Origin of the sequence: Duganella rhizosphaerae, assembly GCF_040364205.1 — a bacterium.
GTDB lineage: Bacteria > Pseudomonadota > Gammaproteobacteria > Burkholderiales > Burkholderiaceae_D > Rugamonas > Rugamonas rhizosphaerae.
In genome coordinates, this window is sequence record NZ_BPWK01000007.1 from 139,712 (window position 1) to 153,738 (window position 14,027).

The following is a 14,027-nucleotide window of genomic DNA, read 5'->3' on the forward strand; positions in this document are numbered from 1 at the left end:
AGCTATGGATATCAAGCACTACATGGAACAACTGGGCCAGCAGGCGCGCAAGGCATCGCGCGCCATGGCCCGTGCCGACAGCGCGACCCGCAACCGCGCGCTGACGCTGATCGCCGACGCGATCGAACGCGACGCCGACCAGCTGCGCGCCGCCAATCAGCTCGACATGGACGCGGCGGCCGCCAACGGCCTGGCGCCGGCCATGCTGGACCGCCTGGCGCTGTCCGACAAGGCCATCGCGACGATGGTGGAAGGCCTGCGCCAGATCGTCGCGCTGCCCGACCCGATCGGCGAAATCTCGGGCCTGAAATTCCGTCCGACCGGCATCCAGGTCGGCCAGATGCGCGTGCCGCTGGGCGTGATCGGCATCATCTACGAATCCCGTCCCAACGTGACGGTGGACGCGGCGGGCCTGTGCATCAAGAGCGGCAACGCCACCATCCTGCGCGGCGGCTCGGAAGCGATCCACTGCAACCGCGCCCTGGCCAAGCTGGTCAAGGAAGGCTTGCTGGGTGCCGGCCTGCCGGAAGACGGCGTGCAAGTGGTCGACACCACCGACCGCGCCGCCGTCGGCGCGCTGATCACCATGCCGCAGTACGTCGACGTGATCGTGCCGCGCGGCGGCAAGGGCCTGATCGCGCGCCTGATCGAAGAGGCGACGGTGCCGATGATTAAGCACCTGGACGGCATCTGCCACGTCTACATCGACGCCAAGGCCGACATGAAGAAGGCGCTGGACATTGCGTTCAACGCCAAGTGCCACCGCTACGGCACCTGCAACACCATGGAGACGCTGCTGGTGGCGCGCGCGATCGCGCCGGCGGTGCTGCCGGAACTGGCCAGGCTGTACGCGACCAAACAGGTCGAGCTGCGCGCCGATCCGGAAGCGATGGCGATCCTGGCCGGCTACCCGCAGCTGGTGGCCGCCACGGAGGAAGACTGGTCGACCGAATACCTGGCCGCGATCCTGTCGGTGAAGATCGTCGCCGGCATCGACGAGGCGATGGAGCACATCAACCATTACTCGTCCAAGCACACGGAAGCCATCGTCACCGAGGACCACACGGACGCGATGCGCTTCCTGCGCGAGGTCGATTCGGCGTCGGTGATGATCAACGCTTCGACGCGCTTTGCCGACGGTTTCGAATACGGCCTGGGCGCGGAGATCGGCATCTCCAACGACAAGCTGCACGCGCGCGGCCCGGTAGGTTTGGAAGGTTTGACTTCGCTGAAGTACGTCGTGTTCGGTCACGGCGAAACCCGTCAATAAGGAGACATATGCTCTGGATTAAAGCGCTGCACATTTTCTTCGTGATTGCCTGGATGTCCGGCGTGTTCTACCTGCCGCGCATCTTCGTCAACCTGGCGATGGAGAGCAACGAGGTATCGACCCAGCGCCTGCTGACGATGGCACGCAAGCTGTATCGGTTTTCGATGTGGCTGTCGGTGTTCGCGGTGGTGTTCGGCGTTATCCTGGTGTGGATGCAGTACGGCGCGCAGATGCCGCACTGGCTGCACGCCAAGCTGTTGTTCGTGGCGCTGGTGATCGGTTATCACCACGCGTGCGGCGGCATCCTGAAAAAGTTCGAGAAGGGCGTGAACACCCGCAGCCACAAGTGGTATCGCGTCTTCAATGAAATGCCGGTGTTTATGATGCTGGCGATAGTGCTGCTGGTTGTCGTCAAACCCTTCTGATCGGAGTGTCATGAGTAAAGTCTGCCAGTATTTTTTCGCCGCCCATTCGCCATGGACGTATCTGGGCCATGAGCGCTTCGTCGCCATGGCGCGCCAGCATGGCGTGCAGGTTGAAGTGCGTCCGGTCGACCTGGGCAAGGTGTTTGGCGTGTCCGGCGGCCTGCCGCTGGCCAAGCGCGCGCCGCAGCGCCAGGCCTACCGCCTGGTCGAGCTGACGCGCTGGTCGGAGTTCCTCGGCATTCCGCTGAACGTGCAGCCGAAGTTCTTCCCGGTGTCGCCGGAGCTGGCCAATCGGATGGTGATCGCCGCGCGCCTGACGCACGGCGTGGATGTGGCGCTGGCGTTGTCGTTCGCGGTGATGCGCGGCCTGTGGGCGGAAGACAAGAATATCGGCGACGAAGAGACGCTGGTGCAGATCGCCGGCAGCTGCGGCCTCGATGGCAAGGCGTTGATCAAGTCGGCGGAGACGGCCAGCGTGCAGGCCGAGTACGACCGCAATACGGAAGACGCGACGACGGCCAGCGTATTCGGCTCGCCGTGGTATGTGCTGGATGGTGAAAGTTTCTGGGGCCAGGACCGCCTGGACTTCCTGGAAAGAGCAATGCAGAAGTAAGTAGTGTAGTAAATGCAGCGCCGCGCCACTCGGGCGGCGCGCAATTTTTTTAACGGACAAAAGGTACACCTATGGCATCCTATTTTTGCCCATGCCCGCGCGGCATGGAAGCGGCGTTGGCCGAAGAACTGGGCGAAATCGCCCTGCTGAGCACCACCATGAAGGTGCACAACCAGGTACCGGGCGGCGTGCACTGCTCCGGCGACCTGCTCGATTCCTACCGCATCAATCTGCACTCGCGCATTGCGTCGCGCGTGCTGATGCGCATGGCCGTCACCGGCTACCAGAACGAAAACGACATCTACGACCTGGTGCTGGCGCAGCAGTGGGAAGACTGGTTCACCTACGACCACACCATCCGTGTCGACGTCACCGCCGTGAAGTCCCCGCTGAAAAGCCTGGAGTTCACCACGCTCAAAATCAAGGACGCCATCTGCGACCGCTTCCGCGACCAGTTCGACAAGCGTCCTTCGGTCAACACCAAGGAACCGGACATGCGCATCGTCGGCTTCCTCGACGCGCGCCAGTTCATCATCTATCTCGACACCTCCGGCGAAGCGCTGTTCAAGCGAGGCTGGCGTGAAGAAACCGGCGACGCGCCGCTGCGCGAGAACCTGGCCGCAGGCCTGCTGCGCGTGTCGGGCTGGAAGCCGGGCATGCCGCTGTTCGACCCGATGTGCGGCTCCGGCACCATCCTGTGCGAAGCGGCGCAGATGGTGCAGGGCATTCCGCCTGGCGCGCGCCGCCGCTTTGCCTTCGAAGCCTTCAACGACTTCGATCCGGCGCCGTGGAACGAGATGAAGAATTCGATCAAGGCCAATCCGCTGCCGGAGTCGCCGACCATCTTCGGCTCCGACATCTCGGGCGACATGGTGGAGATGACCCGCCACAACCTGAAGTGCGCCGGCATCATGTTCGACGTGCCGCTCAAGCAGATCGAGGCGCAGGAAGTGAAGGCGCCGACCGAGCAGCCGGGCATCCTGCTGACCAACCCTCCGTACGGCGAGCGTATCGGCGTGCGCGGCGACAGCACGCTGCCGGAAGACGAACTGGCCACCAGTTTCTACTCGGCGCTGTCGACCACCTTGAAGCAGCGCTTCGCCGGCTGGACGGTGTTCCTGTTCACGGCCGACCTGGGCCTGCCGAAGCTGCTCCGTTTGAAGGAATCGCGCAAGACGCCTTTCTTCAACGGCGCGCTGGAATGCCGCCTGTTCCGCTTCGATATGGTGGCGGGCTTCAACCGCCGCGAAGCCGCCAAACCCAAAGAAGTTTAAGCACCACGCGCTGTTGCGCGCCCTAACCCCGCAGGGCCACGCGGGGTCTGACCCCTCGGGGTCAGACCCCTGCCTCTGATTTGCGGGTTGGGTGCAAGCCGGCGCGCTACCGCCGGAAAGCACCGTATGTTCCCTACACCTCCCGTCAATCTTCCCCCAGATCCTGTCGCGGAGGTGCCGGAACCGCCGCCGTCGCACATGAAAGTGCTCAGCGCCGGCGCGCTGGCCGCCACGCTGGCGGCTTTGTCGATGCTGGGGCCTTTCTCCATCGACGCCTACCTGCCGGCATTCCCGAACATCCAGGCCACGCTTAACGCCACGCCGATCGAGGTCCAGCAAAGCCTGACCTTCTACATGCTGTCCTTCGCCTGCATGGTGCTGTGGCACGGCGCGCTGTCGGACGCCTTCGGCCGCCGCAACGTGGTGCTGGTATCGCTGGTGATGTTCGCCATCGGCACGCTGGGCTGCGCCGCCGCGCACAGCGTGCATTACCTGTGGGCCTTCCGCATCTTGCAGGGCATGTCGTCCGGCGCCGGCGTGGTGGTGGGGCGGGCCATCATCCGCGACTTGTACGAGGACGCCGCCGCCGCGCGGCTGCTGTCGATGGTGACGATGATTTTCTCGATCGCGCCGGCCATCGCGCCGATACTGGGCGGCTGGGTGGTCACGCTGTTCGACTGGCGGGCGATCTTCCTGGCGCTGCTGGCCTACAGCGTGCTGCTGTTCATCTACTGCTACCGCCGCCTGCCGGAGACGCTGCCGCGCGAAAAGCGCCATCCCTTCAATCCGCACTTCCTGCTGCGTAACTACGGCGAGATCATGCGCTCGCCGCTGTTCCACATGAAGTCCGGCGTGGTGGCCTTCAATTTCGCCGGCCTGTTCCTGTACATCTCGTCGGCGCCGGTGTTCCTGCCCCAGCACCTGGGGCTGGGCGCCTCGCAGTTCGGCTGGCTGTTCATTCCGTCGGTGAGCGGGATTTTCCTCGGCGCGCTGGCGGCCAACCGGATTGCCGGAAAGATGACATTTTCGCGACAGATAGGCATCGGTTTTTGTTTCCTGATGGCGGCGTCGATATTTAACGTTTGCTACCACCTGTTGCTGCCGCCGGCGCTGCCGTGGTCGGTGGCGCCGATGTTCTTTTATACCTTCGGCATGTCGGTGGTGGCGCCGGCGGCGACCTTGCTGGCATTGGACTTGTTCCCGCACATCCGTGGAACGGTGGCATCCTGCCAATCTTTCGCCGTCACCCTGCTCGGCGCACTGGTGGCGGGGGTGATTGCACCCTTCCTATCACACTCCGTGCTGTGGTTAGCCGCAGGACAGATGGCATTTAGTACCTCTGCTCTCGTTTTGTGGTTGACGTCGCGCTATTACCGGAGCATGCTTCTACGCCATCCGGGCCAATAATTATTAACGGCAGGAAATTGAGTTAGTTTAGAAAGAAATCTTACTTGCTGTTAAGTTACTACAAGACTTTATGTTAGTATAACTTTTTGGTAGAAGTTTTTTGCCCACGATTTTGCACAATGCACCCGGCCCAGAACCCGCTTGATACGATGCATCAACCTGACCATGATATTCGCAATCGCCTGCTGATTGCCCGTCTGCCGGCAATGCCGCAGATACTCATTAAGTTGATTGAGCACTTGCAGGCCGACGACGCCGGCATGCCGGAGCTGGCCGCCCTCATCGCCAAGGATGCGGCGATGACCAGCAAGATCCTCACCGTCGCCAACAGCTCGGCGTACCACCGCAATGCGCGCGTGGTCGGCCTGGAGCAGTCGCTGGTGTCGCTGGGCACCGACATGATCAAGACGCTGGTCATCAGCGAATCCGTGTTCCAGACCTTTAACAGCTTCCCGCATTCGAGCAGCACCGACCTGCGCGGCTTCTGGAAAGGTTCCCTGACCACCGCCGTCATCGCCCGCGACATCGCCAAGCAGATGGAGTACCCGCACGTCGAGGAAGCCTATCTGGCCGGCCTGCTGCACAACGTCGGCCGCCTGGCGCTGCTGGCCACCGCGCCCAAGGAATACGCCTTCAACTTCATGGCGCGCGACGACGAAGACCTGTGCGCCGTCGAACAGCGCACGCTGCAAATCACCCACTCGGAAGCGGGCGCCTGGCTGATCGAACGCTGGCACCTCGATTCCTTCCTGGCCGACAGCGTGCTGTATCACCACGAGCCGATATCGCGCCTGGAGTCGGCCCATCCACTGATCCGCGTGGTGCGCCTGGCGCACCTGCTGTGCTTCCACGAGGACCATAACCAGGCCATCGAGGAAGCCGGCCACCTGTGCGGCCTGGATGCGGAAAAACTGGAGCAGATCGTCAGCAGCGCCGCCCGCCAGGTGGAGAAGTCTGCCGCCTACCTGGGCATCGACCTGGCCGGCGCCGACGATATTCCGACGCCGACCGCCTATGCGGCGCCGATGGTCGATCCGGTGCAGCAGCGGCTGTCCGAGGAAGTGCGCAACATGGTGCTGGTGTCCGAGATGGGCCAGACCTTCGCGCGTCAGCAGGGCGAAGCCGGTCTGCTCGATGCGATGACGCGCTCGGCGCGCATCCTGTTCGATTTTGAAAACGCCGTGGTGCTGCTGGAGAATCCGACCGGCCACGCGCTGCACGGCACCGCCACCGGCGAGCAGCAGCAGCGGCTGGCCGAATTGGTGATCCCCCTGAACAAAGGCGGCGTGGTGGCCGAGGCGGCGACGGAACGCAAGCTGACCTTCGTCAGCCGCGAGGGTAACCCTCAGCAGGCCCTGAGCGTGGCCGAGGAACAGCTGTTCCGCATCCTCGGCAGCGAGGCCATGGTCTGCCTGCCGCTGGTGGCCAACCAGCGCTGCCTGGGCGTGTTGATCGGCGGCGCGCCGGCGTGGCAGATGGCCAGCTACCAGAAGCGCGAGCGCTTCCTGCAATCGTTCGGCACCCAGGCCGCCGCCGCGCTGGAAACGGCGATCAGCGAGCGCGGTCACGCCAAGCGCCAGATCGCCCATGTGGCCGAGGAATACCGCGAAGCCTCGCGCCGCGTGGTGCACGAGGTGAACAACCCGCTGTCGATCATCAAGAACTACCTGTCGGTCCTGGACGGCAAGCTGGCCAAGCGCGAGCCGGTGGTGGGCGAGATGTCCATCCTGAACGAGGAAATCGACCGCGTCGGACAACTGATCAACGGCCTGGCCGACCTGCAGCCGACCGAGAGCTCGCGCGTGACCGATGTCGGCCGCGTGGTGGACGACGTGCTGCGCCTGTTCCGCGCCACCGACTTCGTGCCGGCCTCGGTGCAGATCGTGGTGCGCATGCAGGAGGAGCCGGCCGAAATCGACGGCGACGCCGACCTGCTCAAGCAGATCCTGGTCAACCTGATCAAGAACGCCGTCGAAGCCCTGACCGACGGCGGCAAGATCGAAATCTCGAACCGCGGTCACGTCAACCGCGAACGCAAGCTTTATCTGGAACTGGTCGTCAGCGACACCGGTCCGGGGCTGTCGGCCGAGGTGCTGGCCAATCTGTTCTCCGCGGTGCGCAGCACCAAGGAAGGCGCACACCACGGCCTGGGACTGTCCATCGTCCACAGCCTGGTGAAGAAAATGCAGGGCCTGATCACCTGCCGGTCCGGTAAAGCGGGTACCACCTTCGAAATCCTGCTGCCCGCCCGTGGCAGCACCAGTCAAGTCGCCGGCGTGCAAACGCGGGTGATGGATTCAGTTTAAGGCCATGATGAACCTGAACCCAGCCAGCCTAACCGCTGTCACCGCGGACGACCACGCCCCCGTCGCCCTCTCCACCGATAACTGCCCGCGCATCCTGCTCGTAGACGACGAGCCGCGTTTGCTGTCATCCCTGTACGAACTGCTGCGCGACCGCGACTACCATCTGGTCACGGCCACCTGCGGCAGCGAGGCGCTGGCCCAGCTGACCAGGCTCAAATTCGACCTGATCCTGCTCGACCTGCGGCTGCCGGACATGAGCGGCCACGAGATCATGGACTTCATCAACGCCAAGGAGATCGACGGCGACGTCATCGTCATGAGCGGCGATGTCGGCATCGAGGCGGCCATCGGCGCCCTCAAGCGCGGCGCCTACGACTACCTGCGCAAGCCTTACAGCCGCGAAGAGCTGCTCAAGACGGTGGAGAACGCGCTGCAAAAGCGCCGCCTGGCCATCGACAACGAGCGCATCGCCTCCAAGCTGGAAAACTCGGAGAAGATGTACCGCTACCTGGTGGACAGCTCGCCGGACATCATCTACACCCTGAACCACGAAGGCAAGTTCACGTTCGTCAACGACCGCGTGCAGCAGCTGCTGGGCTTTACCCGCGAAGAGCTGATCGGCCGCCACTACTCGGTGCTGGTGCACGACGAAGACCAGGAGCGCGCGCGCTACGCCTTCAACGAGCGCCGCGTCGACGAACGCGCCTCGCGCAACGTCGAGCTGCGCCTGAAATGCAACGCCGGCAGCGGCATCGAACGCACCTTCAACAACACGCTGATGACGATTTCGCTCAACGCGATCGGCATGCACATCCCCGATCACGAAGTCAAAAAGCACGAGTTCTTCGGCACCTACGGCGTGGCGCGCGACATCACCGACCGCAAGCGCGCCGAGGAAGTGATCTCCTACCAGGCCTACCACGACATCCTGACCGACCTGCCCAACCGCATGCTGTTCAAGGACCGCCTCGGCCTGGCCGTGATCCAGGCCAAGCGCAAGCTGACCGAGCTGGCCGTGATGTTCGTCGATCTCGACCGCTTCAAGCTGGTCAACGACACGCTGGGCCACGTCAAGGGCGACGAGCTGCTGCAGCAGGTGGCCACGCGCCTGAAGGATTGCCTGCGCCGCGGCGATACGCTGGCGCGGCAGGGCGGCGACGAGTTCACCATCGTGCTGCCGGAACTGCGCGACCGCCAGGACGCCAAGGCCATCGCCGACAAATTCCTCGAAAGCCTGCACAAGCCGTTCGACCTCGATGGCCACGAGGTGCACATCTCGGCCTCGATCGGCATCGCGATTTATCCGGGCGACGGCGAGACCATCGACGAGCTGCTGCGCCATGCCGACATCGCCATGTACCAGGTCAAGGCGCTGGGCAAGAACGGCCACAGCTTCTATCACAACTCGATGCTGGACGTGTCGCACCAGAAGATCGCGCTGGAGCAGAGCCTGCGCAAGGCGCTGGAACTGAATGAGCTGGAAATGTACTACCAACCGCAGGTCGACGTGGCCAGTGGCCGCATCATCGGCGCCGAAGGCCTGATGCGCTGGAACCATCCGCAGCGCGGGCTGCTGTCGGCCGGCGAGTTCCTGCCGTTCGCCGAAGAGAATGGCCTGATGCTGCCGATCTCCGACTGGATGCTGGGCGCGCTGTGCCGCGACCTGCTGCAGTGGAACGCGGCCGGGGGCGAGGCGATCCGCCTGTCGCTGAACCTGTCGCCGCAATACCTGGACCGCGGCGACTTCTTCGAGAAGATGCGCGGCGCGCTGACGCGCTACGGCATTTCGCCGGCGCAGATCGAGGTCGAGATCACCGAGAACATCTGCATCCGCAATCCGCAGTACGCGATCGAGCAGCTCAACAAGTTGTGCCAGCTGGGCGTGTCGGTGGCGATCGACGATTTCGGCACCGGCTATTCGTCGCTGTCGTATCTGCACCGCTTCCCGATCCACACGATCAAGATCGACCAGTCCTTCGTCAAGGAGATCCACGACGAGAACGGCCACTACCCGGTGATTTTGGCGATCATCTCCATCGCGCGCGGCCTCGGCCTGCACCTGGTGGCCGAGGGCGTGGAGACCGAGGTGCAGGCGCGCTACCTGCAGGCGAACGGCTGCACCACGATGCAGGGCTATCTGTACCACCGGCCGATTTCACTGGCCAGCTTCATGGACGTGCTGCAGGACCAGGGCCGCCTGACGGCGATGCCTTCGGCGCACGTGCTGCACGTGGTTCCCAACCTAGACACCCAACCGGCAATGGTCGCGATCCAGGCCTGACGCAGCATAGAAAAACAGCATGACGAAATACGGTCCCAACGAAGCCGACGCAAATAGCGGCAGCACTTATACCGCCGAGTTCTTGCGCGTCAAGGGACTGGCCGAGCGTGGCGTCGCCAATGCCCAGCACAGCCTGGGCTTCATGTACTTCAACGGCCAGGGCGTGGCGCAGAGCTACGAGCTGGCGGTGGTCTGGTATCGCCAGGCCGCGCACTCCGGCCTGGAACACGCGCAGTACAACCTGGGCGTGATGTACCAGAAGGGCCAGGGCGTCGAGCAGAACTACCAGGAAGCGGCCGCGTGGTACCAGCTGGCGGCGGAGCAGGGCTATGCCGCCGCGCAGTACAACCTGGGCTGGCTGTACGCCAAGGGCCAGGGCCTGGACGCCGATACGAACAAGGCCATGTACTGGTTCAGCAAGGCGGCCGACCAGGGCGACGCCGGCGCGCAAAACAATCTCGGCATGATGTACGACACCGGCAAGGGCGTGCCGCAGGACTTCAAGCAGGCCATCGCCTGGTACCGCAAGGCGGCCGAGCAGGGCTATCCGCGCGCGCAGTTCAACCTCGGCCTGCGCTACGACAACGGCCAGGGCGTGCCGCAGGACGTGGGCCAGGCGATGTCCTGGTACCGCAAAGCGGCCGACCAGGGCTATGCGCCGGCGCAGTTCAACCTGGCGCTGCGCTTCGACAAGGGCGACGGCATCGCCCAGGACAGCCAGAAGGCCATCCTGTGGTATCGCCGCGCGGCCGAGCAGGACCACGCCAGCTCGCAGTTCAACCTGGGCCTGATCTACGACAACGGCCAGGGCGTGCCGCGCGACGAGCAGAAGGCGCTGGACTGGTACCGCAAGGCGGCCGAACAGGGCCACGCGGCGGCGCAGAACAATCTGGGCCTGCGCTACGATCACGGCCAGGGCGTGGCGCAGGATTACGAACAGGCGCAGTTCTGGTACCGCAAGGCGGCCGAGCAGGGCTTCCCCGGCGCGCAATACCACCTGGGCATGCTGTACGACGCCGGCCACGGCGTAGTGCAGGACCACCAGGAGGCGATCTTCTGGTACCGCAAGGCGGCCGACCAGGGCCATCTGCGGGCGCAGTTCGACCTCGGCCTGCGCTACGAAACGGGACGCGGCGTGCCGCGCGACGACCGCAAGGCCATGGCCTGGTACCGCCGCGCCGCCGAGCAGGACTACGCGGCGGCCCAGTACAACCTGGGCCTGCTGTTCGACAAGGACGACGGTCCGCAACCCGATTGCGCCCAGGCCAACGGCTGGTACGCCAAGGCGGCCGAGCAGGGGCATGCGCTGGCGCAGTTTACGCTGGGCCTGCGCTTCGACAACGGTCAGGGCCTGGCGCAGGATTATGCCCAGGCGCACCACTGGTATCTGCAGGCCGCCGGCCAGGGCCATGCGCGCGCGCAGTTCAACCTGGGACTGATGTTCATGGTCGGCCAGGGCGTGCGCGCCGATATCGCGCAGGCCTGGATGTGGCTGGCGATGGCCGAACGCGGCGGTTACGCCGCTGCCGGCCGCTACCTGAAAAATGCCGCCGCCCGCATGGACAGCCAGCAGCTGGCCCAGGCCCGCGAACGCCTTGAATTGCTACCTGGTTAAAATTATTCTGTAATAACGGTAGACACGATAGTTGTTTTATAGATAATGTATAAAAACCAACTTAAACATAGGGTGTCTCATGAATAAATTGTTGACCATCGCCATGCTTGCCAGCCTGGTGGGCCTGACCGCCTGCGCCACCGTGGACCAGCCTATCGTCCAGGCCGACGCTTCGGCGCCTGCCGCCAAGCCGTCCCAGGCCCGTCCGCTGACCGGCACCCGCATCCCTTCCAAAGGCACGGGCCAGGCTGTCTCGGCCACCGAAGGTTCCGACTATGACCGCGATTCGCGCGGCCAAGCCTCGCCTTACACCATCAAGTAAGTCCATCCTTGACCCGGGGCGGCTCAAGTCCCGTGGTTTGTTGCCGTTAGATAATCATCAACCATCGTTCCGTGATGATATCGAGAATCGGCGGCATGCAGATCAATACCAACCTCTCCTCCCTGAACGCCCAGCGCAGTTATGCGCTGTCGGGCGAGGATATGGCTGTGCGCCTGCAAAAACTCTCCAGCGGCCAGCGCATCAATTCGGCGCGCGACGACGCCGCCGGCCTGGCCATCAGCGAGCGCATGAGCGCCAGCATCAACGGCTTGCACCAGGCGCGGAAAAACATCAACGACGGCATTTCCCTGATCCAGGTGGCCGATGGCGCGGCCGGCCAGTTGCTGGACAATTTCCAGCGCATGCGCGAACTGGCGGTGCAGGCCGCCAACGCCACCAACAGCAAGACCGACCGCGCCGCCATCCAGGGCGAGGTGAACGCACTGGTCGCGTCCAACGTGGACATCGTCGCCGGCGCCCGCTTTAACAACCAGAGTTTGCTCGACGGGACGTTCTCGCAGCAGTTGCAGGTCGGCGCCGAGGCGAACCAGACGCTGAGCTTGGCCATCCCGGCCCTGTTGGTGCCGACCGGCACCAACAGGGCCAACGTCAGCGTCGCGCCGGAGCAGGCCACGGCGGTCGGCACGGCGGTGGTGGCCGCGATCGGCAATGGCGATCTGGTCATCAATGGCGTGGCGGTGGGGGCGTCGGCGGCCGGCGGGCAGCCGGGGCAGGGCGCCGCCAGCGCCTTCGCGGTGGCGGCCGCCATCAACGGCGCCAATCTGCGCAATGTGACGGCCAGCGCCGCCACCAGCGTGTCGGGCAACGTCGCCGCCATCGGCGCGCTGGCGGCGGCCAGCTTTTCCATCAACGGCGTCAACATCGGCGCCATCGCCGGCAACACCGCCGCGATCCGGGCCGCCAGCGCCGCCGGCGCCATCAGTGCGGCATCCGGCGCCAGCGGCGTGACCGCCAGCGCCGTCGGCGGCACGCTGACGCTCAGCGCCGCCGACGGCCGCGATATCGTCATCTCCGAATCCAATCCCGGCAGCGCCGGCTCGCTGGGCCTGGCCACGGGGGCGAACAAGGGCGTGGTCACCGTGACCGAAGCGGTGCGCCCGGGACCGCACTCGCTGTCCATCACCGGCGCCAATCCGGCGGCGGCGGGACTGAGCGCGGGCAGGCAGAGCTCGGTCGTGGTGGGGCCGCCGCAGGTGGTGCAGCAGGATGTGTACACCGGCGGCGAACCGGTGCAGGACTTGTCCACCTTCAGCGGCGCGTCCGATGCGCTGACCTACTACGACGGCAAGATCGACGAGTTGAGCAGCATCCGCGCCCAGCTGGGCGCGGCCAGCAACCGGCTGTCGGCGGCGGCCAGCAACGCCGAAAGCGGCGCCAACAACCTGGCGGCGGCGCGCTCGCGCATCCGCGATACCGACTACGCCAGCGAGACCGCGCTGTTGACCCGCGCCAGCATCCTGCGCCAGGCCGGCGCCTCGATGCTGGCCCAGGCCAACGTCCAGCCGCGCGGCGCCCTGCTACTGCTGCGCTAGTCCCGTCCCGGCGCCGACATATGGCCGATCCGGTAGCGCTGTTCGTACGGAAGCGGCGGCAGCGCCGGTTCCCCGCGCCACAGGCACAGTCGCACGATGCTCCAGCTGCCCGGTTCAAAGCCGATCACCACCGCCAGCGCGCCGCACTCGAGCGCGTGGCGCGCATGCTGCTCTTCCCTCAGGCGCAGCTGCGCCAGATCGCTGTGGGGCGCGATCGCCTCGACGCTGCGGGTGGCGTGGCGCGCCTGCCGCACCTCGGCGCCGACGCTGGCGTGCCACGGCGTCCAGGTGCGCACCGACGGCCAGCCGAAGGCCTGCGCCACGCCGGCGAAACCGGGACCGTTGAGGAAGTCGTGCATGCCCGCCTCGCTGTGCCACAGGTAGAACGGCGCATACAGGTTTTCCTTCGACTCGCCGCGTTCCGCGTACAGATAGGCCTTGAACGCCAGGTGCGGCAGCTGGTCCAGCAGCGGCCCCTTGCTGGCGATGCGCTCGCGCACGATGGCCATGTCGTAGTCGGCCGGCAGGCTGAAGCTGTATTGCATGGCGATCATGCCGGCCTCCACAGGCTGGCGGCCGGGGCCCCGCCGCTGAACGACCAGTCGTCGCCCTGCGAGCTCGACAGCACCACCATCACGTCCTGCGGCCGCAGGCCCGGCGCCTCGGCCAGCAGTTCGACCAGGCGGCGGTAGAAGGCCTGTTTCATTTCGGTGCTGCGCGGCTTGCCGGTGGTGATGTTGATCAGCACGAAGTCGTTCGAGCGCGGGCCGGCCGGGCTTTCGTAGTCGCGGTCGAAGACCAGTTCATGCGGCTCGTGTTGCTGGATGAGCTGGAAACGGTCTTTTTCCGGCACGTTGAAGGCCTCGACCATGGCGCGGTGCAGGCTGTGCGACAGCGCGGCCAGGTACTCGGGCGATTTTCCTTTCAGTAGAGAAATGCGACTCATGGGCATGATGGCCTC

General features: G+C 64.9%; 12 protein-coding genes. 10 read left to right on the forward strand and 2 right to left on the reverse strand.

Features of this window, described 5'->3' with window-relative positions; translation table 11 throughout:
- Window positions 1–4: 4 nt before the first annotated feature.
- From RUGAMON1_RS16745 to RUGAMON1_RS16790, 10 genes are all read left to right on the forward strand, one after another.
- Window positions 5–1,270 (forward strand): glutamate-5-semialdehyde dehydrogenase, encoded by a 1,266-nt coding sequence (locus RUGAMON1_RS16745; protein ID WP_445231566.1) that lies wholly within the window; start codon window positions 5–7, stop codon window positions 1,268–1,270.
- Between the two features lie 8 nt (window positions 1,271–1,278).
- Window positions 1,279–1,695, forward strand: coding sequence for a CopD family protein (locus RUGAMON1_RS16750; protein ID WP_445231567.1), 417 nt, complete (start codon window positions 1,279–1,281; stop codon window positions 1,693–1,695).
- 10 nt (window positions 1,696–1,705) lie between these two features.
- On the forward strand, window positions 1,706–2,308 hold the full coding sequence (locus RUGAMON1_RS16755) for a 2-hydroxychromene-2-carboxylate isomerase (protein ID WP_445231568.1): 603 nt from the start codon (window positions 1,706–1,708) through the stop codon (window positions 2,306–2,308).
- Between the two features lie 71 nt (window positions 2,309–2,379).
- Window positions 2,380–3,582, forward strand: coding sequence for a THUMP domain-containing class I SAM-dependent RNA methyltransferase (locus RUGAMON1_RS16760; protein ID WP_445231569.1), 1,203 nt, complete (start codon window positions 2,380–2,382; stop codon window positions 3,580–3,582).
- Between the two features lie 126 nt (window positions 3,583–3,708).
- Entirely contained in the window at window positions 3,709–4,989 is a 1,281-nt protein-coding gene (locus RUGAMON1_RS16765; protein ID WP_445231570.1) for a multidrug effflux MFS transporter, read from the forward strand.
- A gap of 206 nt (window positions 4,990–5,195) precedes the next feature.
- Entirely contained in the window at window positions 5,196–7,295 is a 2,100-nt protein-coding gene (locus RUGAMON1_RS16770; RefSeq protein WP_445231571.1) for an HDOD domain-containing protein, read from the forward strand.
- A 7-nt stretch (window positions 7,296–7,302) separates the two neighbouring features.
- On the forward strand, window positions 7,303–9,576 hold the full coding sequence (locus RUGAMON1_RS16775; RefSeq protein ID WP_445231770.1) for a putative bifunctional diguanylate cyclase/phosphodiesterase: 2,274 nt from the start codon (window positions 7,303–7,305) through the stop codon (window positions 9,574–9,576).
- Between the two features lie 19 nt (window positions 9,577–9,595).
- Window positions 9,596–11,191 carry an SEL1-like repeat protein gene (locus tag RUGAMON1_RS16780; protein ID WP_445231572.1) on the forward strand — a complete coding sequence of 532 codons (1,596 nt, stop codon included), beginning with the start codon at window positions 9,596–9,598 and terminating at the stop codon, window positions 11,189–11,191.
- A gap of 79 nt (window positions 11,192–11,270) precedes the next feature.
- A complete protein-coding gene (locus tag RUGAMON1_RS16785) occupies window positions 11,271–11,513 on the forward strand; it encodes a hypothetical protein (RefSeq protein ID WP_445231573.1) in 243 nt (80 codons plus the stop codon).
- Window positions 11,514–11,608: 95 nt separating this feature from the next.
- The gene (locus tag RUGAMON1_RS16790) at window positions 11,609–13,066 is read left to right on the forward strand and encodes a flagellin N-terminal helical domain-containing protein (protein ID WP_445231574.1); all 1,458 of its coding nucleotides are present in this window, start codon (window positions 11,609–11,611) and stop codon (window positions 13,064–13,066) included.
- Here RUGAMON1_RS16790 and RUGAMON1_RS16795 read toward each other — a convergent pair.
- Entirely contained in the window at window positions 13,063–13,620 is a 558-nt protein-coding gene (locus RUGAMON1_RS16795) for a DUF4865 family protein (RefSeq protein ID WP_445231575.1), read from the reverse strand. The genes RUGAMON1_RS16790 and RUGAMON1_RS16795 overlap by 4 nt on opposite strands.
- Window positions 13,617–14,018 (reverse strand): tautomerase family protein, encoded by a 402-nt coding sequence (locus RUGAMON1_RS16800; protein ID WP_445231576.1) that lies wholly within the window; start codon window positions 14,016–14,018, stop codon window positions 13,617–13,619. Before RUGAMON1_RS16800 ends, RUGAMON1_RS16795 begins: the two co-directional genes overlap by 4 nt.
- Between the last annotated feature and the right edge of the window lie 9 nt (window positions 14,019–14,027).